Origin of the sequence: Mixta gaviniae (assembly GCF_002953195.1) — a bacterium.
Taxonomy (GTDB): domain Bacteria; phylum Pseudomonadota; class Gammaproteobacteria; order Enterobacterales; family Enterobacteriaceae; genus Mixta; species Mixta gaviniae.
This window is the reverse complement of sequence record NZ_CP026377.1, coordinates 664,635-686,480: the sequence shown is the minus strand read 5'-3', so window position 1 is coordinate 686,480 and position 21,846 is coordinate 664,635. Positions and strand designations below refer to the sequence as shown.

At 61.8% G+C, this 21,846-nt stretch carries 11 protein-coding genes and 2 pseudogenes; 2 read left to right on the top strand and 11 right to left on the bottom strand.

Annotation, left to right across the window (positions count from 1 at the left end):
- Positions 1 to 15: 15 nt before the first annotated feature.
- The 6 genes and pseudogenes from C2E15_RS03140 to ascF all read right to left on the bottom strand — a co-directional run bounded on the left by C2E15_RS03140 (position 16) and on the right by ascF (position 12,804).
- Positions 16 to 1,482 carry an OmpA family protein gene (locus C2E15_RS03140; RefSeq protein ID WP_104956089.1) on the bottom strand — a complete coding sequence of 489 codons (1,467 nt, stop codon included), beginning with the start codon at positions 1,480 to 1,482 and terminating at the stop codon, positions 16 to 18.
- Between the two features lie 527 nt (positions 1,483 to 2,009).
- The gene (locus tag C2E15_RS03135; RefSeq protein WP_104956088.1) at positions 2,010 to 4,391 is read right to left on the bottom strand and encodes a glycoside hydrolase family 3 N-terminal domain-containing protein; all 2,382 of its coding nucleotides are present in this window, start codon (positions 4,389 to 4,391) and stop codon (positions 2,010 to 2,012) included.
- A 3-nt stretch (positions 4,392 to 4,394) separates the two neighbouring features.
- On the bottom strand, positions 4,395 to 5,783 hold the full coding sequence (locus C2E15_RS03130; protein WP_104956087.1) for an MFS transporter: 1,389 nt from the start codon (positions 5,781 to 5,783) through the stop codon (positions 4,395 to 4,397).
- A 422-nt stretch (positions 5,784 to 6,205) separates the two neighbouring features.
- Positions 6,206 to 9,327, bottom strand: a pseudogene (locus C2E15_RS21905) (autotransporter outer membrane beta-barrel domain-containing protein).
- A 576-nt stretch (positions 9,328 to 9,903) separates the two neighbouring features.
- A complete protein-coding gene (locus C2E15_RS03115; protein WP_104956085.1) occupies positions 9,904 to 11,331 on the bottom strand; it encodes a 6-phospho-beta-glucosidase in 1,428 nt (475 codons plus the stop codon).
- Positions 11,332 to 11,343: 12 nt separating this feature from the next.
- A pseudogene (gene ascF / locus C2E15_RS03110) lies at positions 11,344 to 12,804 on the bottom strand (PTS cellobiose/arbutin/salicin transporter subunit IIBC).
- 1,472 nt (positions 12,805 to 14,276) lie between these two features.
- On the opposite strand from ascF, the gene C2E15_RS03105 reads away from it, so the two are divergent.
- Together C2E15_RS03105 and C2E15_RS03100 are read left to right on the top strand one after the other, a co-directional pair.
- Positions 14,277 to 15,290, top strand: a complete 1,014-nt coding sequence (locus C2E15_RS03105; RefSeq protein ID WP_281257536.1) for a LacI family DNA-binding transcriptional regulator — start codon at positions 14,277 to 14,279, stop codon at positions 15,288 to 15,290.
- Between the two features lie 166 nt (positions 15,291 to 15,456).
- A complete protein-coding gene (locus tag C2E15_RS03100; RefSeq protein WP_104956084.1) occupies positions 15,457 to 16,029 on the top strand; it encodes a sterol desaturase family protein in 573 nt (190 codons plus the stop codon).
- On the opposite strand, the gene crtB is transcribed toward C2E15_RS03100, so the two are convergent.
- From crtB to fni, 5 genes are read right to left on the bottom strand one after another with little or no spacing between them, the layout of a single operon-like run.
- Positions 15,947 to 16,894: a 15-cis-phytoene synthase CrtB gene (gene crtB / locus C2E15_RS03095; protein ID WP_104956083.1), complete on the bottom strand. Its 948-nt coding sequence runs from the start codon at positions 16,892 to 16,894 to the stop codon at positions 15,947 to 15,949. The two genes, C2E15_RS03100 and crtB, sit on opposite strands and share 83 nt — an antisense overlap.
- The gene (locus C2E15_RS03090) at positions 16,891 to 18,372 is read right to left on the bottom strand and encodes a phytoene desaturase (RefSeq protein ID WP_104956082.1); all 1,482 of its coding nucleotides are present in this window, start codon (positions 18,370 to 18,372) and stop codon (positions 16,891 to 16,893) included. Before C2E15_RS03090 ends, crtB begins: the two co-directional genes overlap by 4 nt.
- Entirely contained in the window at positions 18,365 to 19,540 is a 1,176-nt protein-coding gene (crtY, locus tag C2E15_RS03085) for a lycopene beta-cyclase CrtY (protein WP_104956081.1), read from the bottom strand. The genes C2E15_RS03090 and crtY overlap by 8 nt, the downstream gene beginning before the upstream one ends.
- Complete coding sequence (locus C2E15_RS03080) at positions 19,537 to 20,802, bottom strand: glycosyltransferase (RefSeq protein ID WP_104956080.1); 1,266 nt, start codon at positions 20,800 to 20,802, stop codon at positions 19,537 to 19,539. The genes crtY and C2E15_RS03080 overlap by 4 nt, the downstream gene beginning before the upstream one ends.
- Positions 20,799 to 21,842 carry a type 2 isopentenyl-diphosphate Delta-isomerase gene (gene fni, locus C2E15_RS03075; RefSeq protein ID WP_104956079.1) on the bottom strand — a complete coding sequence of 348 codons (1,044 nt, stop codon included), beginning with the start codon at positions 21,840 to 21,842 and terminating at the stop codon, positions 20,799 to 20,801. The genes C2E15_RS03080 and fni overlap by 4 nt, the downstream gene beginning before the upstream one ends.
- Between the last annotated feature and the right edge of the window lie 4 nt (positions 21,843 to 21,846).

Below are 21,846 nucleotides of genomic sequence, written 5' to 3'. Positions count from 1 at the left end.
TCTCTGTTTCCTTGATTAGCTGCGGGTCGGGCTGTAGTTCGCCACCCAGGCATTGCTGTGACTGGTATAAAAAAGCTGGCCCTGCTGCGCTTTCGCGGCATTTTTAGGCACCAGCAGATCGATACAGGAGAGCGGCGCCGCTTTATCTGCCGGCAGATAGACGCGGTAGAGGATGCTCTCTTCCCCTTCCCAGGCGTTGGCGACGGCGGCGATCGGCGCATCCGCCTTACGGTTGCCGCTGTTTTGGTAATTGCGGGTGATATAGACGCTGGGATTGGCCGCTACGGTGGCGTTATTTTTAAGCACCTTAACCGGCGAGAGGGTCACCAGATGGTTATTCACCAGCCCGGCCCAGGCGCGGCCATTCATGCCGTTGAAATAGTCCAGCGTCTGATGGTCGTCGATTGCTTTTCCGCTGGCGAGATTTTTCGCGGCGCCGGTGACGCGCGCGCTGTCGGTGAGGCAGCTTCCGGTTACGCTGCTGGCGTTTGCCTGCGAGATCAAAGAGAACCCGCTGCTGCGCGGCTTCAGGTTGGCCGCCAGCGGCAGCGTGGCACCGCTGACCGCCTGCCCGCCGAAATCGACCCAGTTTTTACCCTGCTGCGGTGCGGCGGCGGTCTGTTTCGCCTCTGTCGCCGGAGCGACGGCAGGCGCTTGTTGGCTGCTGCTCTCTGCCGGGCGACGTTTTGCGACGGGAGCGGCGGCGGTTTTCGCCCGCTGCGTGCTGGCAGCCTGCGTGCCATAGCGTAAATAAGCCAGGTTATTGCCTTCCTGCGCTACCCGCTGACGCAGCAGCGCCTCGTTAGCCAGGCCGACAATCTCGACGCGGCGGTTGGCCGCGCGCCCGTCAAAGGTGGCGTTGTCAGCCAGCGGACGTGAGGAGCCTGCGCCCTGAAAGTAGAGCTTCTGCGGATTAAGGCCCGCCTGCTGCAGCACGCGGCCTACGCTCTGCGCGCGCTGTTCCGACAGCTTCTGGTTCCAGCTGGCGCTGCCGGTGGCGTCGGTGTGACCGACAATCAATACCACCCCGTTTTGATCGCCCTCTTTCATGACGGCGGCGATCTTCCTGACCTGACGCAGGCCGCTGGCGGAAAGCTGCGCGCTGTTGGTATCGAACATGCCGTTATCTTCGACCTGCGCCACCAGGCCAACGGTTTCCGCGCCGCTTTTTTCCTGCGCCCGCAGCGGCTGGCTGTTAATCACGATATGTTCTTCCGCCGCGATCTGAGCAAGCGCTTTTTCGCGGCTTTGCCAGACGTTGCCGGCCATACAGCCCACAATGCCGCCGACCAGGCCGCCCGCCACGGCTTTAGTGGCATTCTTGGTGGCGAGATAGGTTAATCCCCCACCCAGCGCCGCGCCGCCAATACAGCCGATGGCCGTGCCGTAATTTTGTCCAGCCTGATGCAGACTGGCGCAGCTGGAGGTCAGCATAACGACCGCCGTCAGCGAGCCCACTTTCCTGAGATGATGGCGTTTCACGTTCTCTCCTTAGTCCTTGTCCATGCCTGAAAGTAAAATTGCCGTTTAACAGCAAGCAATGCAGCTAGGTTTTTTTATATAACGCGTAAATTTTTCAGCGAATATCGGTCCATTATCCGGCGCGGTTACACAGGGCTGTACCGCCATCGTCGGCTGAATAAAAAAAAGGACCTCGATATGATTGACGTGAGTAAGCCAAATTATCAGAACAATATTATTATTTACTGACTTACGTAACAGGAAATCCGGCAAAAGGCAGGCATGCTTTATGTAAGAGACCCCTGCTGATTCAGCCGGTTAGCTGCAGAAAACCTTATCGATTTTAAAGCGCGCCTATTATTATCGCCGGCCTGACGCTTGTCCAGAATTTATGGGTCCCGGTAAACAAGCGCCGTAAAAAATAGCGCTGATCGGCGATAACATATCGTAAGCATTATCGGCTGCGGTGGCTTTATCTGTCGTCGCCGATAAAAAAAAGGCCGCAGCGGCGGCCTTTATTCATATATTACGCTCTCTCCTCTCTGCGGCTATTGGCCGTGCGCGACTTCACAATGGCTGAGCATCCGCCACTGCGAGGGCAGCTGCCGCGTCTCGCCGGTTAGCTCAACCACCGCCCGCTGACGGATATCGCCGCTGGAAGCGCCCACCTGCAGCTCAAACTCGCCCGGCTCGACGATGCGCTCCCCTTCACGGCTGGTGAAGTTAAGCATGTCGGTTGGCAGGAAAAAGGTCAGCCGCGCCGTTTCGCCTGGCGCCAGGCTGACGCGCTGGAAAGCTTTCAGCTCCTGTACCGGCCTGACCATTGAGGCGACCCTGTCGCGTACATAAAGCTGCACCACCTCGCTGCCTGCGCGCTGGCCGCTGTTGGTGAGGGTCAGCGTCGCTTCGATGGTGCCCTGCGCTACCGGCGTCTGCGTCTGTGCCAGGCTCAGCGGGCCGTAGGCGAAGGTCGTCCAGGTTTTACCGTAACCGAACGGATAGCGCGCGCCGAAATGAAAGGCGAACGGCGTGCCGCCGCTTTTCAGCTTGTGGTTGTAGTAGTAGGGCATCGCGCCGGCGCTTTTCGGCACCGACAGTACCAGCCTGCCGGCAGGCTCAGCGCGGCCGGTCAGCACGTCGGCCAACGCGTGACCGCCCTCCTGCCCCGGCGCCCAGGCGACCAGCAGCGCCGCCACGCGATCCTCCAGCCCGCCGAGATGATAGGGCCGTCCGCCGGTCAGCGTTACCACTACCGGCTTACCGGTCGCCACCAGCGCCGCCAGCAGCTGCTGCTGCACGCCTGGCAGCGCCAGGCTGTCGGTGTCCGAACCCTCGCCTACCGTGCCGCTCTGGAACAGGCCCGCCAGGTCGCCGACGCAGGCCACCACCACGTCGCTGTTTTGCGCCAGCGCCACCGCCTCGGCGATCAGCGAGGTATCCTGCGAAACCGGCGACTGCTGCATCGGCTTGCCGGCGCTGTCGCCGGGGAAAACCGGCGCGCCCGCCATGCGTTTTTCAATAATATGGCAGCCGCGCGCATAGCTGACCTGCGCCTCGCCCAGCGCTTCGCGCAGCCCCTGCAGCGGCGTGGCGACCTGCGCCGCCTGGTCCTGCATATCGCTGATGATCAGATGCACCGGAAAGCTGTAGCCGCTGAGCAGCGCCAGCGGATCGTCCGCCGTCGGGCCGATCACCGCCACGCGCTGCGTCGGTTTCAGCGGCAGCGTACCGTTGTTCTCCAGCAGTGTGATCGAGCGCGTCGCCGTTTCACGCGCCAGCTGCCGCGCATGCGCGCTTTGCAGGCTGATGCGGTTTTCATCGGCGTAAGGTTGTTCAAACAGTCCAAGACGGAATTTTTCTGTCAGCAGACGGGCGACAATTTCGTCCACTTTCTCCATCGTCATCAGCCCGCGATCGACCGCCTCCGCCAGATGCTGCGCACAGTCATCTTTCGGCAGTTCGATATCCAGCCCGGCGTTAAAGGCCAGCGCGGCGGATTCCGTCGCGTCGCGCGCCACGCCGTGGTGCTGATGCAACAGGCTGACGCCGCCGTAGTCGGCGACGATAATGCCGTCGAAACCCCAGCGCTCACGCAGCAGCGTGGTGAGCAGGAAAGCATCGCTGTGCGAAGGCTGATTATCGATATCGTGATAGGCGGGCATTACGGAGCCGGCGTTGGCCAGCTTCACCGCCATCTCGAACGGCAGCAGGAAGGTGTCATTCAGTTCGCAGAAGCCGAGATGCACCGGCGCATGGTTACGTCCCCCTTCGCTGAAGGAGTGGCCGACATAGTGCTTCAGCGTCGCCAGCAGGTCACGCTTTTCACCCTGTAGCCCGCGCACGAAATGGGTCGCCATCAACCCGACCAGCCAGGGATCTTCGCCAAAGGTCTCTTCGGTGCGCCCCCAGCGTACGTCGCGCGAAACGTCCAGCACCGGCGCCAGCCCCTGGCGGCAGCCGGTCGAACGCGCCTCTTCGCCGATGGCGGCGGCCACCTGTTCGATCAACGCCGGATCCCAGGTGGAGGCGTAGTTCAGCGGCGATGGAAACAGCGTGGCCTCTTTACACAGCAGACCGACCAGACACTCTTCATGGAACAGCGCCGGAATACCGAGCCGCGTCTCTTCCATCAGCGTTTTCTGCAGGCGGTTGGCCGCCCTGACGCCTTCGCGCGCATCGACCACGTGCGTGCCCAGCGGCCGCGTAATCTGCCCGACGCCGCGCCGCAGCCGCGCGTTCAGATCGTTGAGCTGGCCGGCGCCGGAAAAGCTGTCGCTAAGATCGCTGCGTTCGCGATGGTCGCCGTCGGCGGAGAGGATCAGCCAGAAGGCGTGCATCTGGGCGAACTTCTCTTCTGGCGTCATGCGCGCCAGCAGATCGGCGACGCGTTCCGCCACCGGGCGCTGCGGGTCCTGATAAATTGCGGTCATAGGTTACTCCTGAATTGCGGAAACAAGCGGGGGCGCGTCCTCGCGCTGCTGACGTTTTTGCGCCAGCTGGCTGGCGATCTCCGCCACTCTGCGGCTGTTGAGCTTATAGAGGCAGAGCAGCAGCGCCATGGCGATAAACAGCGCCGAAGGGATCAGGGTGAACAGCGCGTTGATGGTGGTCAGCACGCCTGCCGACTGCTGCGGCTGGTTGGGCAGATAGTCCACCAGCGCCAGGATCCAGCCGACCAGCGCGCCGCCCAGCGCCAGGCCGAACTTGATGGCGAACAGCGCGGTAGAGAACACCAGCCCGTCCAGCCGCCGTCCGCTGCGCTGCTCTTCATAATCCACCACGTCGGAGAACATCGCCCATTGCAGCGGCGTCGTCAGGTTCTGAATAAAGCTGAAGACGATATTTATGCCGAAGATCCACCAGAGCGCGCCCGGCGGTAAAAAGAAAATCACCGAGCCGAGCAGCACAAAACTTATAATCGTCCACTGGTAGGCGCGCACGCGGTCGAATTTTCCCAGCAGGCGCTCCGATAATAAGGCGCCCAGCAGTGCCGCCGCCATGCCGGAAACAATAAAGGCGAAAACCAGTTCCGGGCGCAGCAGCACATATTTCACATAATAGAGCGTGGCCGATCCGCGCGTGACCACCGCGGTCAGTAGTAAAATATTAAACAGGAAAATAATGCGCCACTGGCTGTTACGCGTCAGCGTTTTTAAATCGCTGAGCATTGAACCGCTATTTTCCGCGGCGGAATAATAACGCTCGCGCGTCATCGCGAAGCAGCAGAAAAACAGCACCACGCCCAGCATGCCCATCAGACTCATGGCATAGAAATAGCCTTTCTGCGGGCTGCCATCGCCCAGCCAGTTCACCAGCGGCAGCGCGATCACCGTGACGATCAGCCCGCCGATAAACGACAGCCCGAAGCGCCAGGATTGCAGCGAATGGCGCTCGCGCGGGTCCAGCGTCAGCGCGCCCGGCATCGCGCAGTAGGGTACGTTGATGGCGGAGTAGACCAGGCTCAGCAGAGTGTAAGTGACGCAGGCATAAATGATTTTCGCTGTCGGGCCGGCATCCGGCACGTAGAAGGTGATCAGGCAGCTGACGCCGAACGGCACCGCGAACCAGAGCAGCCAGGGACGAAAGCGTCCATGCCGCGTGCGGGTGCGATCGACCAGCGCGCCGATACAGGGATCGACAAAGGCATCGAGCGCGCGCACCAGCAGAAACATGGTGCCCATAATCGCCGCAGGCAGCCCATAGACATCGGTATAAAAATAGGCGAGAAACAGCGTCGCCGTTTGCCAGACCAGCGCGCTGGCCATATCGCCCAGGCCATAGCCTATTTTTTCTTTTTTACCCAATACGGAACAGGTCGCCATTATTACTCCCCTTCTACCCGCAGCGCGTTATTTAACGGAGGGCTTGATTCAGCCGTGCCTGTTAATGTTGTAAAAGGCAGAGGGAATAACAATTGCTAAATTTATTTGCCGTTTTATGTTTTTACGTAAATGTGACACGAGGCGAATTACGCGGCGCAGAAAAGATATTTCCGATCCGCCGGGCGCCTTATTGTCAATGATGAAAAACGATAACTTCTTTACCTTTTTTTTAAATATGATCGCTATCACAGCGCCTCTTTCACGGCGGCACAAATGCCCCGCCTCTGCGCGTGGAATGGCATCCTTCATACGTTCCGCTGGCTTCAGCGCACCAATGCCCCGTGTCTGCGCGCGGAATAAAAAGCGGCGCAGAAGAAGGCATAAAAAAACGGGGCCGTTGCCGGCCCCGCTGCTGACTGGCTTCAGAAGTTCCAGCTGAAGCCGGCGTTGACGCTGTTGTCCTGATAGTTATCGGAAAGCAGGCCGCTGTAGCCCAGTGACAGGTGAGCGTTGCTGTTGAGCGCCACTTCGGCGCTGGCTTTCACCACCGCGCCGTCGCGCGAGGCGGAGACGCTGTTCACCACAAATGGCGTGTCGCTGCCGTTAAACTTCAGCCCGACGCCGCGATCGAGATCGCCATACTGATGCTGCCAGCCCAGTTCGCCGCGCAGCGCCACCGCCGTATCGCGCGTGACGTTCCATTCGACGTCGCCGCGCAGGCCGAGGGTGGAGAGCGTGGCGTCGGTGTGCTGCTTGTCACCGTGCAGCGCCGCCGCGCCGCCCTGCTCCGCGATGCGGTTGTTCTGGAAGTTCACGTAAGAGAGGTTAGCGAACGGCTCCAGACTGACCGGCCCGGCCGGGATACGGTAGCCCGCTTCGGCGAAGAACTGCTCGGTGCGCGCGCTGTACTGCGCGCTGGCGCGGTCGGACTGGCTGCCGTAGGCCACGGAGCGCGAGGTATCGAAACGGTGCCAGGTGTAGCCGGCCCCGGCGCGCAGCGCCAGCGCTCCGTACTCTTTGCCGCCATAGACGCCAAGGTGATAGTTGTCGCTGTCGGCATCCGAACCGTAGCCACCATCCAGCGAGGTACGGGTGTAGCCGGTCGCGACGCCCATGCGCCAGTCGTCCGCCCAGGCGGAGTCAAGCCCCAGCAGCACGCCGTAGGTCGAGGCCTGATAACCCGTGGCGCTGGCATCGCCGGAAGCGTGATCCCACGCGCCCAACAGTTTCGCCCAGGCACCGCCCTCATCTGCCCGGATATCGCTGACACCGCCCAGCCCTTCCGCCTGACGCAGACGATCGTTAAGGGTATCGCGCAGATAGCGACTGTCGTTAACCTGCGCCGAGGCGATATCCGCATGCACCTGGCCGGAGAGCTGACGGAACGCCTGACGCGCCTCGCCTGCCGACCCGCTGAGCAGCAGGCTTTCATACACCGGATTGCCGGCACCCAGCGCTTCCGCCGCCGTCGCAACCGCGCGCTCGTTATCAGAGGCCGCCACGCTGGCGAAGGTGGCGTCGTTGCGCCCGACCGTCAGCGAGAGCTGGTTTGCCTGGTAGCCCAGCGTGGTACCCAGGAAAGCATAAGCCGGCAGCGCGCCGGTAAACGCGCCGTTGATGCCCTGCGCCGCCGTCAGGATGTTGTACTGACGCCCGGCAAGGCTTTGCGCTTCGCTCTGGCTCAGCAGATTAGCGCTGTTTTCCAGCGATACGGCCACTTCGCCGCCATTGATGGTGATAGCGCGGCTGCTGGCGATGCGGTCGCTGCGGCCGTCCGGCGCCACTTCTACCGCGTAGCGCGAGCCTTCCTCAAAGGTAACGTCGCCATCCACATTCAGGGTGCCGATCGAGTTGCCCGGCGCCACGGTGCCGCCGCGCGCTACCCGCAACGATCCGATGCTGCCGTTGCCGCCCAGCACGCCCTGTCGCTGAACTGTAACATCCGAGGCGAGCGAGCCGTTTACCGACAGCAGACCGGCGTTAATAAGCGTCGGGCCGCTGTAGCTGTTGTTGCCGGTCAGCCAGAGCGCGCCCGTGCCCTCTTTGGTCAGGCCGCCGTGACCGGAGATATCATTCGACCAGATATCGAAGCCACACTGCACCTGATTGCAGAGGCGCGCATAGGGGGTCTCTTTATCTAGCTCAGCGCCAATGCCGGGAATATTGGCGACGAACTGCGTCGGGCCGTAGGCGACACCTTGCGGATCCGGCACGCGCAGCGCTTCAGGAATATCCTCGACGGTATAGAGCATGCCCGGGCCGTCGATCGCTTTGCTCAGATTGATCATCCCCCAGCCATACAGCGCATCGATGCCCGGATCGCCCATATCGGTGGCGGTGGTTTTCAGCACCTGCGCCACCTGCGCGCCGGTCATATAGGGGAAGCGCTCCATCAGCACCGCGACGCTGCCCGCTACGTGCGGCGCCGCCATTGAGGTGCCGCTATATTTGGCGTAGCCGGTGGTGAGATTATCGGCGCTGGTGCCTTCAATTACCGAGCTGTAGACGCGCGAACCGGGCGCCGAGACGCAGAAGCTGGCGGTGTAGCCGCAGCGGGAGGAGAAGGTACTGATGGTATACGGCGTGCCGTCAGCGGAAGCGGCGTTCTGCTGCAGGCTGGCGACAGAGAGCCAGTTCGGCACGATATCGGGCACAAAGTAAGCCAGCCCTGCGATGGCGTCCGGGTTATTGAGGTTGTCGTCGTTACCGGCGGCGAAGATGGTAACGATGCCGCTGCGCGCCGCATCAATCGCGCCCTGATAGGCGCCCCCGGCACGGTGCCGAGGATCTGCTTAATCTGGTCAAACTGTTTCTGGGCATCATTGACGGTGAAATGCGGATAAGCAGGGTTGCTGCCGCCTTCGGCAAATTTGTCGGTGATGCCGATGCCCCAGCTGTTGTTGATAATGCGCACGCCGCTTTCACGCAACGCATCCCAGCCCGCCTTATACACCGCGCCGTCGTTGCCGAGGATGATGCCATCTTCCGGGCCGGGATCGCCGTTTTCCGCACTGACGATCTGTGCGCCCCAGGCGACGCCATGCATTTCATGGCCGTCGCGGCTGCCCGCCGCGATGCCGCCGACGTGGGTACCGTGCGAGCCCAGCTCGCCGTCGGAATCGACGCTCGGCGTGCCGTTATATTCAAAACGATCGCCCGCCTTAACCGGAATATAGGGATCGGTATAGGCGCGGATCCCTTTGGTCACCAGGTTGATCACCTTACTGGCGCCGGAGAATTCGGGATGTTTAGCGTAGACCGGCTGATCGAAGATCCCCAGCTTGACCCCTTTGCCGCTGTAGCCAGCGGCGTAGGCGGCATCGGCATGGATTGCCCCCAGCCCCCATTCGGCGTTGAACTCGCTGCTGCGCCAGCTGGCCGGATTGCCCGCCGTGCCCTGCTCGATATAACCGGCCGCCGCCGCCTGGCCGATCGACCCCAGGCATACCGCTACCGCCAGCACGCTTAAGCGCGCGCGCCGTCCTTCTGACTCAGGCGATAAGGCGCGTTGAGCCACAGTCAACCTTCTGCTTTTCTTTAGCATTGCAGATACCATCCATTTATTGGTTTTTAAACAAGGATTTTTAAAAGGCTTCAGTTTGCAAAAAAAGAAAGCGCCGCCCTGAATGCATCGGCACAAATATCAGGTAAAGCAGAAAAGGATTATTTCCGCCAGTTACACCAGGAAATATTTATACGTAAAAAGGTGATTTCACTCATACTATTTTCATATATCTTTATGCGCTGAAAAAAGCAGAGAAAAAAAGGCAACGCGCAACCGTTAATTTTGAAAACGGGATTGAGAATCGTCTTATTTAATCGGAAGTGTGCGCCTACAAGCGTTTGATTGATAGCGGTTAATAATGGAAAAGAAATAGTTTCATTACGCAGGTTATTACCCTTCCTCTGCGTATAATGCGCGGTATCCCTTTAATTATCATCCTAAAAAGTCAGCGTGCAGAAGAATGTGCTTATTAAAAGCGTAAGCGTGCGCGAAAGAAGAAATAAATTGCAGGAGCGAGCTGGTTTATTCAGTGGAATATCGCGTTAGCCGCGCCAGATTAAACCCATCAGGCGCAGGCTATTTAAAAGAAAGCGGGCCATGTGCGGCCCGCCTTTATTAATCGAGATCGGCGCCGTTGCTGGCGATGACCTTTTTATACCACCAGAACGATTTCTTACGCCGGCGCGCCAGGGTGCCGTTGCCCTGGTCATCGCGATCGACGTAGATAAAGCCGTAGCGCTTGCTCATTTCGCCGGTTGAGGCGGAGACCAGATCGATGCAGCCCCAGCTGGTATAGCCGATGATCGGAATGCCATCATCGATCGCTTCCGCCATCGCACGGATATGTTCGCGCAGGTAGCTGATGCGGTAGTCATCATGGATCTCACCGTTAGCGTCAGGCTCATCTTTTGCGCCCAGGCCGTTTTCCACCAGGAACAGCGGTTTCTGGTAGCGGTCGTACATCATGTTCATGGTGATACGCAGCCCCAGCGGATCGATGCCCCAGCCCCACTCGCTCGCCTCAATCCAGGGGTTTTTCAGCGATTTAACGATGTTCGCGGCGCTGGTGTTGTTGTTGTTCATCTCTGCCGAGGCGCAGCGCGAGGCGTAGTAGCTGAAGGAGACGAAATCAACGGTATCTTTCAGGATCTCGTCGTCACCCGGCAGCGTTTCGAGGGTGATCCCCTGCTCGCGGAACATGCGGCGGGTCCACGCCGGATAGGTGCCGCGCGCCTGCACGTCAATAAAAAAGAGGTTTTCGCGATCTTTTTCCAGCGCCGCCCAGACATCTTCCGGCTTGCAGGAGTAGGGGTAGAAGTTGCCCCCCGCCAGCATACAGCCGACCTGGTTTTGCGGGTTGACCTCATGGGCGATGCGGGTTGCCAGCGCGCTGGCGATCAGCTCGTGGTGCGCCGCCTGATATTTTACCTGCTGCGGATTTTCGCTCGCTTCGAACGCCAGACCGGCGCCGGAAAAGGGGCTGTGCAACAGGATATTGATTTCATTGAAGGTGAGCCAGTATTTCACCAGGCCATCAAAGGCTTCGAAGCAGGTGCGCGCATAGCGGGTGAAGAAATCGACCATTTTGCGGTTGCGCCAGGATCCATACTCTTTTACCAGATGCATCGGTACGTCGAAGTGGCACAGGGTGACCAGCGGCTCGATGTGGTATTTCCGGCACTCCTCAAACAACTCACGGTAGAAGGCGATACCTTCGGCGTTGGGCGTCAGTTCGTCGCCCTGCGGGTAGATGCGGCTCCAGGCGATGGAGGTGCGAAATACCGTAAAGCCCATCTCCGCCATCAGAGCGATATCCTCTTTGTAGCGATGATAGAAATCGATCGCTTCGTGCGACGGATAGAATTCGTCGTCGCGGCAGCTGAAGCGCTTTTGCTGCCCAAGCTTTACCGCCAGACGATCGGGACCATGCGGGATCATATCTATCGTCCCTGGCCCTTTGCCGCCCTCGCGCCAGGCGCCCTCGGCCTGATTGGCCGCAATCGCGCCGCCCCATAAAAATCCTGCGGGAAATGTGGTTTCCATATGCATCCTCTGTTAATGCGTTTTAACGGCCTGAGAACGGGCGGGCCAGGCGGCGGACGAGGACGCCGCGTTGGTCTGCTCCGGCGTAACCGGAATGTCCTCAAAGCCTAAAATCAGGGTGGTGATAAAGGAGATCACGATAGCCAGCGCCATCACCGCAAACACCCACACAATGCTCATCGGGTTGGCGGGATCGAAGAACTGTACGCTGGTGAACAGCCCCGGCGCCGCCATCGAGTTGCTGGCCAGCCCGGCGAGGCCGGCGACCGCGCCGCAGATAAAGCCGCTGATCAGGCTGGCCACCAGCGGGCGTTTGAGCCGTACCGCTACGCCGTAAAGTGCCGGCTCGGAGATGCCCGCCACAATTGCCGAGGCCGCCGCCGCCAGCGCGGTTTAACGCAGCTCAGGGTTTTTGGTGCGCCATGCGACCGCCAGCGAGGATCCGCCCAGGGAGAGGTTGGCACCGATTTCGGACGGCATGACCATTCCCTCTTTGCCGGTTTCGGCGATGGTTTGAATGATGGTCGGCGTGAAGACGCGGTGCATACCGGTCATTACCAGCAGCGGCCAGAGCGCGCCCATGATGGCGACGGAGAGCCAGCCGAGGTAGTGATGGATGGTGTAGACCACCGCCGAGATGCCGCTGCCGATCCAGATGCCGATCGGCCCGATCAACAAGATGGCGATCGGCGCGGCGAACAGGACGATCAACATCGGCTTGAGGAAATTTTTGGTGACCGCCGGGGTGATCTTATCCACCCATTTTTCAATGTAGGAGAGGATCCAGGTCATGCAGAGCGCCGGGATGACGGTGTAGGTATATTTGACCGCGGTGACCGGTACGCCGAAGAAGTCGACCGGCTGGCCTTTCGCCGCCTGCGCCATCAGGTCGATGAAGCCAGGGTGGACCAGTACGCCGGCAATGGCGATCGCCAGCGACATGTTGGTTTTGAATTTGATCGCGGCGGAGGCGGCGACCATGATCGGCAGGAAGAAGAAGGCGCCGTCGCCAATGAAGTTAAGGATCGCGATGGTGGAGGATCCTTTCGGGAAGAGGCCGGTCATGTCGAGGATCATCGCCAGCAGCTTGACCATCGATCCGCCGATGATCGCCGGGATCAGCGGCGACATGGTACCGATCAGTGCATCGAGGATCCCGGCGCCGATACGTTTCAGGGTGAGTTTGCCTTTGGGCGGCTCAGCCCGTTGTGCCTGCGCCCCGGCGGGGAGCAGTTTTAATACTTCGGCATAGGCCTGCGAAACGGTGTTGCCGATGATGACCTGGCACTGGTTGTCGTTTTGTACCACGCCCATGACGCCGGGTATCGCTTTCAGCGCGGCGCTGTTGACGTTGCTGGTGTCGTTTAGCACAAAGCGCAGGCGCGTCATGCAGTGAGTCACTGCCGCCACGTTATCACCACCACCTATCGCTTCGACGATCGAGCGCGAGATTGCCGCGTAATTCTTTGACATGAGTGTGAAACCTCTCGTTATGACGCACCGTGCCGTAGGGTAGACGGCATTTTTATACTTTATTCATGGAGTTGTAGAAGCTGCTTACGGGTTTTCCCGCTGGCGCTTCCCGTCTGCAACAAAATAGGTAACCGGTTTCACATCAGATTGGTTATATCGCAGATGGAGATCAACTGATTTCTTTTTGAGCTTTTATATTTGTGATAAGGATCGCGGAAGGGAGGACTGTATGCGTTTTTGGTTTCAGGTGGATGCAGATTTGCGGCTTTGGCCAGATGCCGGTAGAGAGTGAGTTGAGTGCCGGTTGTCAGGGGGCCGGCGAATAGGCCAGTGAGGCCGGTCGCAAGGGGCTGACAGACAGGCCGGTGAGTGCCGGGTGCAAGGGGGCTGACAGATGGCCGGTGAGTGCCGGTCGCAAGGGGACTGACAGACAGGCCGGTGAGTGCCGGTCGCAAGGGGCTGACAGACAGGCCGGTGAGTGCCGGTCGCAAGGGGGCTGACAGATGGCCGGTGAGTGCCGGTCGCAAGAGGGCTGACAGATAGGCCAGTAAGTGCCGGTCGCAAGGGAGCTGACAGACAGGCTGGTGAGTGCCGGTCGCAAGGGGGCCGGACCTTTCGGCGGAACGGCATGAAGCCATCCATGGCGCCTCCGCCCGCCCCTTCCCTGGCGCGGGAGGTCCGCCTACTGGTTCCGGCCCCCTCGCTCCCCTGACGCTGTGCTTTGATATGCAAGTGCTGAGTTTCACATCGGGTAAACCCATAGCGCCTCCGCCCGCGCCTTCCCTGCGCGGGAGGTCCGCCTACTGGTTCCGGCCCCCTCGCTCCCCTGACTCTGTGCTTTGATATGCAAGTGCTGAGTTTCACATCAAGTGGGAGAAGCGGCACGGACAATACCTGAAGCCTGAAGAAGCGCGGTACAGATAGCGCCTGACTACAATCAGCGGCACAGGCAACTCCTGAAGCCTGAAGAAGCGCGGTACAGACAGCGCCTGACTACAATCAGCGGCACAGGCAACTCCTGAAGCCTGAAGAAGCGGCGGGCGGGCCGTGAAGTAAAGCCTCCGCGTCAGGGATGACGCGGCGGAGTCTCCAGGGATGGATTGACGACGTCTTTACGAAACGGCCCGCCCGCCGCTGACTCACCAACCAAACAGCCAACACAGCAGCGCCGCTGACTCTTCAACCAAACAGCCAACACTACACCGCCGCTGGCTCCCGAACACACAGCCGACACTGCACCGCCGCTGGCTCCCGAACACGCGGCCAACATCGCAGCGCCGCTGGCGTCCCCGAACACACAGCCAACATCGCAGCGCCGCTGACTCTTCAACCAAACAGCCGACACTGCACCGCCGCTGACTCTCCAGCCAAACCAGCGCATTGGCGTATTCAATGTGAACAGCGCAACATAATCCGCGATCCTACGGTAAAAATGTTTAGAATGAGCCGCAAGGGATCACAGGCGGGAAAAGATGATGTCAACGATGCAGGAAGTGGCGAAAAAAGCGGGCGTCTCCAAAGCGACGGTCTCGCGCGTGCTATCGGGAAAAGGCTATGTCAGCGAAGCAACCCGCAAACAGGTCTTCGCCGCCATCGAAGCCGCAGGCTATCGCCCTAACCTGCTGGCGCGCAACCTCGCCACCAGCACATCCCAGTGCATCGGCATGGTCGTCACCAACACCCTTTACAGCGGCAGCTACTTCAGCGAAATCCTCTCCCAGGCGGCAAAAAAAGTTGAAGAAAGCGGCCGCCAGCTGATCCTCGTCGATGGCAAACACAGCGCGCAACAGGAGCGCGAGGCGATCGAATTCCTGCTCGACCTGCGCTGCGACGCCATCATCCTCTACCCGCGCTTTCTCACCATCGACGACATGGACGATATCATCGAACAGACACGTCAGCCGATTATGGTCGTCAACCGTCGGCTGCGTAAACATCCCAGTCACGCCGTCTTCTGCGACCACAAAGGATCGGCGTTTAACGCTGCCATGGCGCTGATAGAACGCGGCCATCAGAAAATCGCCTTTATCACCGGATCGCTCGACTCGCCCACCGCGCAGGAGCGCCTTGCCGGTTATAAAGAGGCGCTGCGCCAGGCCGCTATCGCTATCGAACCGCAGCGCATTGTCGAAGGGAAATGGACACCTGCCTGCGGCGCGAAAGCGGTAGCGGCGCTGCTGGCCAACAACGTCGCCTTTAGCGCGCTGATCGCCAGCAACGATGATATGGCGGTCGGCGCCCTGAAACAGCTCACCCAGGCGGGCCTGCGCGTGCCGAACGACGTCTCGCTGCTCGGTTTTGACGATATTCCTGTCGCCCCTTTCCTGCTACCCGCACTCTCCAGCGTCAAAGACCCGGTCACCGGCATGATTCATGAAGTGATTAATCGCCTGATTTCGATGCTCGACGGCGGCGACATGACGCCGCAGCAGGCATTTATTTCGGAGCTGGTACTGCGTGAATCCGTGGCCGACGCCGCATCCTGACTGCCGGCCGCGCTGCGCGGCAGCATGGCGACTCTGTTGCTATACTCTGCATCACCTAAACTCATCGAAGCGGCTGACGCCTTTCCGACGTCGGGCAACGCCAGGCTGCGCCATCGCTTCATCGACCGATGGACAGACTATTTATCCGCTATAACAAGGAGTCGCGATGCTCGTGCTGTGGAATACCTTGATTGTGCTGGCCACCGTTGCCGTCATGGAGATCGTGGCGACGCTGGCGCATAAATACATCATGCACGGCTGGGGATGGGGCTGGCATCTTTCACACCATGAACCGCGCACCGGCTGGTTCGAAGTCAATGACCTCTACGCGGCGCTCTTCGCCGTGCTGGCAATTGTGCTGATCGCCGTCGGCACCTCCGGCGTCTGGCCGCTGCAGTGGATCGGCGCCGGCATGACGCTCTATGGCGCGCTCTATTTTATGGTGCATGACGGACTGGTGCATCAGCGCTGGCCGTTTCGCTATATTCCGCGCCGCGGCTACCTGAAACGTTTATATATGGCGCACCGCCTGCATCATGCGGTGCGTGGCAAAGAGGATTGCGTCTCCTTCGGCTTTCTCTATGCGCCGCCGGTCTCGAAGCTGCAGGCGGTGCTGCGCAGCCGCAACGGCAGGCCGCCGCGCGGCGAAAAAGCTGCTACTCCCCGTACGCGCCGTGACGGTGCGGACGCTGCCAGAGATCGGAAGAACGCGGCGGCATCGACGCAACGCGGGAAGTAAGCGCCAGCGCCGCGCCTTTCATCAGCAGCGCAAGTTTCTCCGCGCGGCTGGTGCCCTGACGCCGATCCCAGGCGCGGGGACCGGCAGCGTTGACCTTCACGCCAATCTCGCGATACACCCCGTGCGCCGAAGCGATCGCCCAGGCGGAACGCAGCGGCAGGCCAGCCAGCCCGACGCGCGCCGAGGCGTAGTAAGGCTCGGCGGCCGCCACCAGCCGCGCCGCCAGCCGCGCCAGCTTCTCGCGGTTAACCGGATCGGCCATCAGCTCTCTGTCGATCCTCTCCTTTGCCAGCCACTGCGCCGGCAGGTAACAACGCCCCGTTTCCGCATCCTCGACAATGTCGCGCGCAATGTTGGTCAACTGAAAGGCCAGCCCCAGATCGCAGGCGCGATCCAGCACCGCCTCATTGCGCACGCCCATCACCCGCGCCATCATCAGCCCCACCACGCCCGCGACGTGGTAGCAGTAGCGCAGCGTATCATCGAAGGTCTCATAGTGGGTTTCGCGTACATCCATCGCAAACCCTTCCAGATGATCGAAGGCCTGCTGCGGCGGAATGGCGTGGCGCGTCGCTACCTCCTGAAAAGCGGCGAAGGCGGGCTCCTCCATCTCCGCGCCGGCGAACGCGCGCTGCGTCTGCGTTTTCAGCATCGCCAGACGCTGCATCGCGCTGCCGCTGACGGCGGACGCATCGCGAAAACCCAGCGCCTGACCGTCAATCACATCGTCGCAGTAGCGACACCAGGCGTAGAGCATCAGGGCGCTGCGGCGGGTCGGCGCGTCAAACAGCTTTGCCGCAGTATTGAAACTTTTCGAGCCGGCCGCCATGGTTTCCGTGGCATGATCCATCAGCGTGCTGTTCATCGTGACAGCGCCTCCAGCATCAGGCTGGCAGTCGCTTTCGCCGAGCCGATCACGCCGGGAATGCCCGCGCCCGGATGGGTACCCGCCCCCACCAGATAGAGATTCGGGATGCGGCTGTCGCGGTTATGCGGCCGGAACCAGGCGCTCTGACGCAGGATCGGCTCGATGGAGAAAGCCGAGCCGTGATGCGCGCCGAGCCGATCGCGGAAATCAAACGGCGTGAACATGCGGTGCGTCACCAGCTGATCGCGCAGGCCGGGCATGTAGTGTTGCTCCAGGTAGGCGAAGATGCGATCGCGCAGGCGCGGGCCTTCAACCTCCCAGTCGAGATCGGCGGTGCCAAGATGCGGCACCGGCGCCAGCACGTAGTAGCTGCCACAGCCGGGCGGCGCCAGCGAAGGATCGGTGACGCAGGGCGCATGCAGATAGAGCGAAAAATCTTCCGACAGCGTATCGCGGTTAAAAATATCCTCGATCAGCGCTTTATAGCGCGGCCCGAAGCAGACAGTATGATGCGCCAGCTGGCTGTGATGATGATTCAGGCCGAAGTAAAGCACGAACAGCGAATTGCTCATGCGCTTGCGCTTCAGCGACGCGGCGCGCGATGCGCCCACCGGATGGTGCCCCAGCAGCTTTTCGTAGGTATGCACCACGTCGGCATTAGAGGCAACCGCTGCGACGTCGATGCGGCGGCCATCCGCCAGCTGCACCGCGCTGATTTCCGCGCCGTTGGCCTCCAGCCGCGTCACTTCGGCGTTCAGCTCCAGCGTGCCGCCGAGATCCTGAAACAGCCGCACCAGCCCCTGCACCAGCGCACCAGTGCCGCCGCGCGCGAACCAGACGCCCCACTCGCGCTCCAGCGCATGGATCAGCGTGTAGATAGAGGAGGTGGCAAAGGGATTGCCGCCCACCAGCAGCGAATGAAACGAGAACGCCTCGCGCAGACGCTCATCTTCGATAAACTTCGATACCATGCCGTAGACGCTGCGCCACGCCTGCAGGCGCGCCAGCTGCGGACCGGCGCGCAGCATATCGCGGAACGAGAGGAACGGCACGGTGCCAAGCTTCAGGTAGCCCTCTTTAAACACCGCTTTGGAGTAGGCGAGAAAGCGCCGATAGCCTTCGACATCGCGCGGATTGAAGCGCCGGATCTGCGCTTCCAGCCGCGCCTGATCGTTATCGTAGTCAAAGACCTGGCCTGACTCCCAGCAGAGCCGGTAAAACGGCGTTACCGGCAGCAGATCGACGTAGTCGGCCATACGCTTGCCCGCCAGCGTGAACAGTTCCTCTATCGCGCTGGGATCGGTGATGACCGTCGGGCCGGCATCAAAAGTAAATCCCTGATCTTCATAGACATAGGCGCGACCGCCCGGCTTGTCGCGCTGCTCCAGCAGCAGCGTGGGGATACCTGCCGCCTGCAGGCGGATCGCTAAAGCCAGGCCACCGAAGCCGGCGCCGATTACCACTGTTTTATTCATCACTGAAAGCTCGCAGCCGGGGAGTCTGTTTGAGTACGGCCTGCAGGGCTTCGCCGACCGGTACCGGTGGCTTGCCCGTCAGGATCCGTGCCTTGTCGGCCAGCGTCAGCCGGCCGGCGTAAAAGCGGGCGATAAGCCCGGGATTAAGTCGGTAAAAACGCTGCATCACCTGCCAGCGTCCGTCGGGGCGGCCAGCAAGGAACAGCATACGGTTCAGCATGCGGAAGAAGCGCTGGCGTCGCCACTGCTGCTGCGCGTAGTCGCGCGTCAGGGCGAACAGCGCCTCCGATGAGACATCGCGCTGTCGGGCGATCAGATCGGCCAGCGTCGCCGCCTGTGGCAGGGAATAACCGGTCGTGGAGTGGAACAGCCCGGCGCGCAGACCGCTACAGGGCTGGCCCGCTTTCTGTTGCCAGAAGGCATGCTCGTCGCCCGCCAGCGTGATCGGCAGGTTGCCCTGCTCTTCGCGTTCCAGCCTCTCCAGCGCCCAGCCCTGCGCCGCCGCGTAATCAGCAATATGCTGGCGCGCGCGATCGTCGCCGAGCGTGGCGCGATCGATATAGTGCGTATCTTCGATCAGCAGGCTGTCCGCCGAGAGCGGCAGCGTGTAGACAAAACGGTAGCCCGCCGACTGATCCACCGTGGCGTCCATCAGCAGCGGACGCGTCAGCCCGTGCGGCTGGCTCAGTCGCCACTGCTGGCCGAGAAACGCCTGGAAGCCAATGGTGAGATAAGGACTCGGCTGATAGCCGCGTCCGTCGATCACCGCGCCGGCGCGCAGCAGGCTGCCGTCCGCCAGCGTGACCGTTTCCGGCGTCAGGGCGCTCACCGGCGTCTGCTTTCTCAGGCGATCGCCCAGCGCCTGCGCCATCGCTTCAGCGAAACGTTCGGAGGTGATGCTCAGGTAGCCGCCATCAAGCCGACGCGTTAGCGCCGGAAAGCGTACGTCATAGCCGGGCCAGCGGTGCGCCACCAGCGGCGCAATCCAGGCGTGCTGCGCCGGGGTTAAATCGTCCTGATGGAACGACCAGGTATGGTTGCCGCCCGCTTCCGCGCCCGCCTCCAGCAGCAGTACGTTCAGCTGCGGCTGAAGCTGGCGCAGTCGCCAGGCGATCAGCCCGTTGGCCAGCCCGCCACCCGCCAGGATCAGATCCCACTGCGGTTTCATGCGCAGGCCGCCAGCACCGGATGACGCTCGCGCAGCGCCTGCTCCACCACGTCCGCCGCCCGGGCAGCGCCGCCGGCGCGCTCAAGCTGCGCCTGCATCCGCGTCAGCCGCTGGCGGTAGGCGTCATTGCTCAACAGCGCCTGCAGGTGCTGCGCCAGCATGCCGGCGGTGGCGAAGCGTGAGGCGCGACGCCCGATGCCGCTGTAGACGACGCGCGCGGCGACGCCCGGCTGATCGAACGCCAGCGGGATGGTAAGGATTGGGGTAGCGCTTTCGATGGCATCCATCACGGTATTCAGCCCGCCGTGGGTGATCACCGCCTGCGCCTGACGCAGTACGGCGGGCTGATCGGCAAAATCGGTCACTTCAGCACCGTAACGTCGTAGCCGCGCCGCCTGCGCTTCGCTCAACCCGCCGCAGTGGGCGATCAGCAGCCGAACCTTAAGCTGGCGGCAGGCGCGCGCAATGGCGCGGAACAGCGTATAGCGGTGCCCCTGCAACGTGCCCAGCGAAGCGAACACCAGCGGCTGCGCACAAGGTGGCGCCTCATCCGGCGCAGCGCGGCGGTGGCGCAATGGCCCGACGGCGTGAAAGTGCGACGGCAGCTGCCGTCGGGGAAAATCGAAGGCCGGCAGCGTCTGGCTAATCTGCGCCAGCGGCGACAAACAGTCGTGCAGCGCCCGCCGCTCGCCAAGGCCGAAGGCGCGCGCATGGCGCGCGATAACCTCGCCGTGACGGCGCATCAGCCAGTCATAGACACGCGTGCTGGATACATACAGCTTTTGGCTGCGCGCATCTTCCGCGTAGTTAAACGGCATGACCGGCAACGGCAGATGCGGCTCGCGGTTCACCGGCAGCGCACAGGCCACCGAGACGAACGGCAGGCCTAATGCCTGCGCCGCCAGCCCGCCCGCCGCCTCCATCTGATCGACAATCAGCCCATCAATGCCCGCCTGCGCCAGCGCGGCGGGCAGCTCGCGGCAGAGCATGTCGCTGGTTTTCGCCATGTCGTCGATCAGCCGAAATATGCCCATGCCGGAAGGGTGCGCGGTCAGGCGCAGCGTGCGCGCCAGGCTGCCCGGCGGGTGGCTGCGTGCGCCGAGCGGACAGAAACCGATGCGCGCGTCGCTGAGTAACGTACGCGCCTCCGCTTGCTGCATAAAGGTAACGCGATGGCCGCGGGCGATCAGCTGCTGCGCCAGCGCCTCCAGCGCGCGAACGTGGCTGTAAAGCGGAGGGGCGATCACTGCGTAGTGGCTCATCCTTCATCCCCGATACGCACCAGCGTCGCCTGGCGCAGCGCGCGCAGGCTGGCGCTGCCGCTGCAGAAACAGGCAACCCGCAGCTGATCGATAATGATCTGGAAATGGGCGATTACTGCCTCGCTGGAGGCGGTGGCGCTGCCCAGCACCCCGGCGGCCTGCCCCGCCAGCGTCGCGCCCAGCGCGATGGCGCGCGCGACATCGATACCGTCGCTGATGCCGCCGGAGGCGATAAGCGGCATCTGCGGCAGCGCCTGATGCAGATCGCGCAGCGCCTGCGCGGTGGGAATGCCCCAGTCGGCGAAGGCCATCGCCACGGCGCGGGCGTGCGGCGTCGCGGCGCGCTCGCCCTCCACCGCCGCCCAGCTGGTGCCGCCGGAGCCGGCGACATCGATCATCGCCACGCCCGCTTCGGCCAGCTGGCGGGCCACCGGCACCGAAATACCGGCGCCGACCTCTTTCACCACCACCGGCACTGGCAGCGCCTTCACCGTATTGGCTATCGCCGTCAGCACGCCGCGCCAGTCGCGATCGCCGCCGCCCTGCAGCGCCTCCTGCAGCGGGTTTAAATGGATGATCAGCGCATCCGCCTCGATCATATCGACCGCGCGACGCGCGTAGTCAACGCCGTTACGCCCGGCGATTTGCGCCGCGCCCAGGTTCGCCAGCAGCGGAATATCGGGTGCCGCCTGGCGTAGTTCGCGCGTCAGCCCCCAGTTATCTTCGCTTTCCAGCGCCACGCGCTGCGAACCGACGCCCATCGCCAGCCCTAACGCCTGCGCCGCTTCCGCCAGGTGACGGTTAATCTCTCTGGCGCGGCTGGCGCCGCCGGTCATCGAGCTGATCAGCAGCGGCGCGCGTAGCGCCTTGCCGAACAGCGCGCTGCGTAGATCGATCTCGTCGAGATGCAGCTCCGGCATTGCGCAGTGTTCAAAGCGCCACTGCGCAAAGCCGGTGCCGCGCTTATTCAGCGCGCGCGTTGGATTCAGCACGATATCCAGATGATCGTTTTTGCGTTGGGTCAGTTCCCTATCCTTCATTGCC

Excerpts from the sequence above, each read along its gene's own strand:
- C2E15_RS03135 (WP_104956088.1), bottom strand. The coding sequence starts at position 4,391 with ATGACCGCAATTTATCAGGACCCGCAGCGCCCGGTGGCGGAACGCGTC.
- C2E15_RS03130 (WP_104956087.1), bottom strand. The coding sequence starts at position 5,783 with ATGGCGACCTGTTCCGTATTGGGTAAAAAAGAAAAAATAGGCTATGGC.
- C2E15_RS03115 (WP_104956085.1), bottom strand. The coding sequence starts at position 11,331 with ATGGAAACCACATTTCCCGCAGGATTTTTATGGGGCGGCGCGATTGCG.
- C2E15_RS03105 (WP_281257536.1), top strand. The coding sequence starts at position 14,277 with ATGATGTCAACGATGCAGGAAGTGGCGAAAAAAGCGGGCGTCTCCAAA.
- C2E15_RS03100 (WP_104956084.1), top strand. The coding sequence starts at position 15,457 with ATGCTCGTGCTGTGGAATACCTTGATTGTGCTGGCCACCGTTGCCGTC.
- crtB (WP_104956083.1), bottom strand. The coding sequence starts at position 16,894 with ATGAACAGCACGCTGATGGATCATGCCACGGAAACCATGGCGGCCGGC.
- C2E15_RS03090 (WP_104956082.1), bottom strand. The coding sequence starts at position 18,372 with ATGAATAAAACAGTGGTAATCGGCGCCGGCTTCGGTGGCCTGGCTTTA.
- crtY (WP_104956081.1), bottom strand. The coding sequence starts at position 19,540 with ATGAAACCGCAGTGGGATCTGATCCTGGCGGGTGGCGGGCTGGCCAAC.
- C2E15_RS03080 (WP_104956080.1), bottom strand. The coding sequence starts at position 20,802 with ATGAGCCACTACGCAGTGATCGCCCCTCCGCTTTACAGCCACGTTCGC.
- fni (WP_104956079.1), bottom strand. The coding sequence starts at position 21,842 with ATGAAGGATAGGGAACTGACCCAACGCAAAAACGATCATCTGGATATC.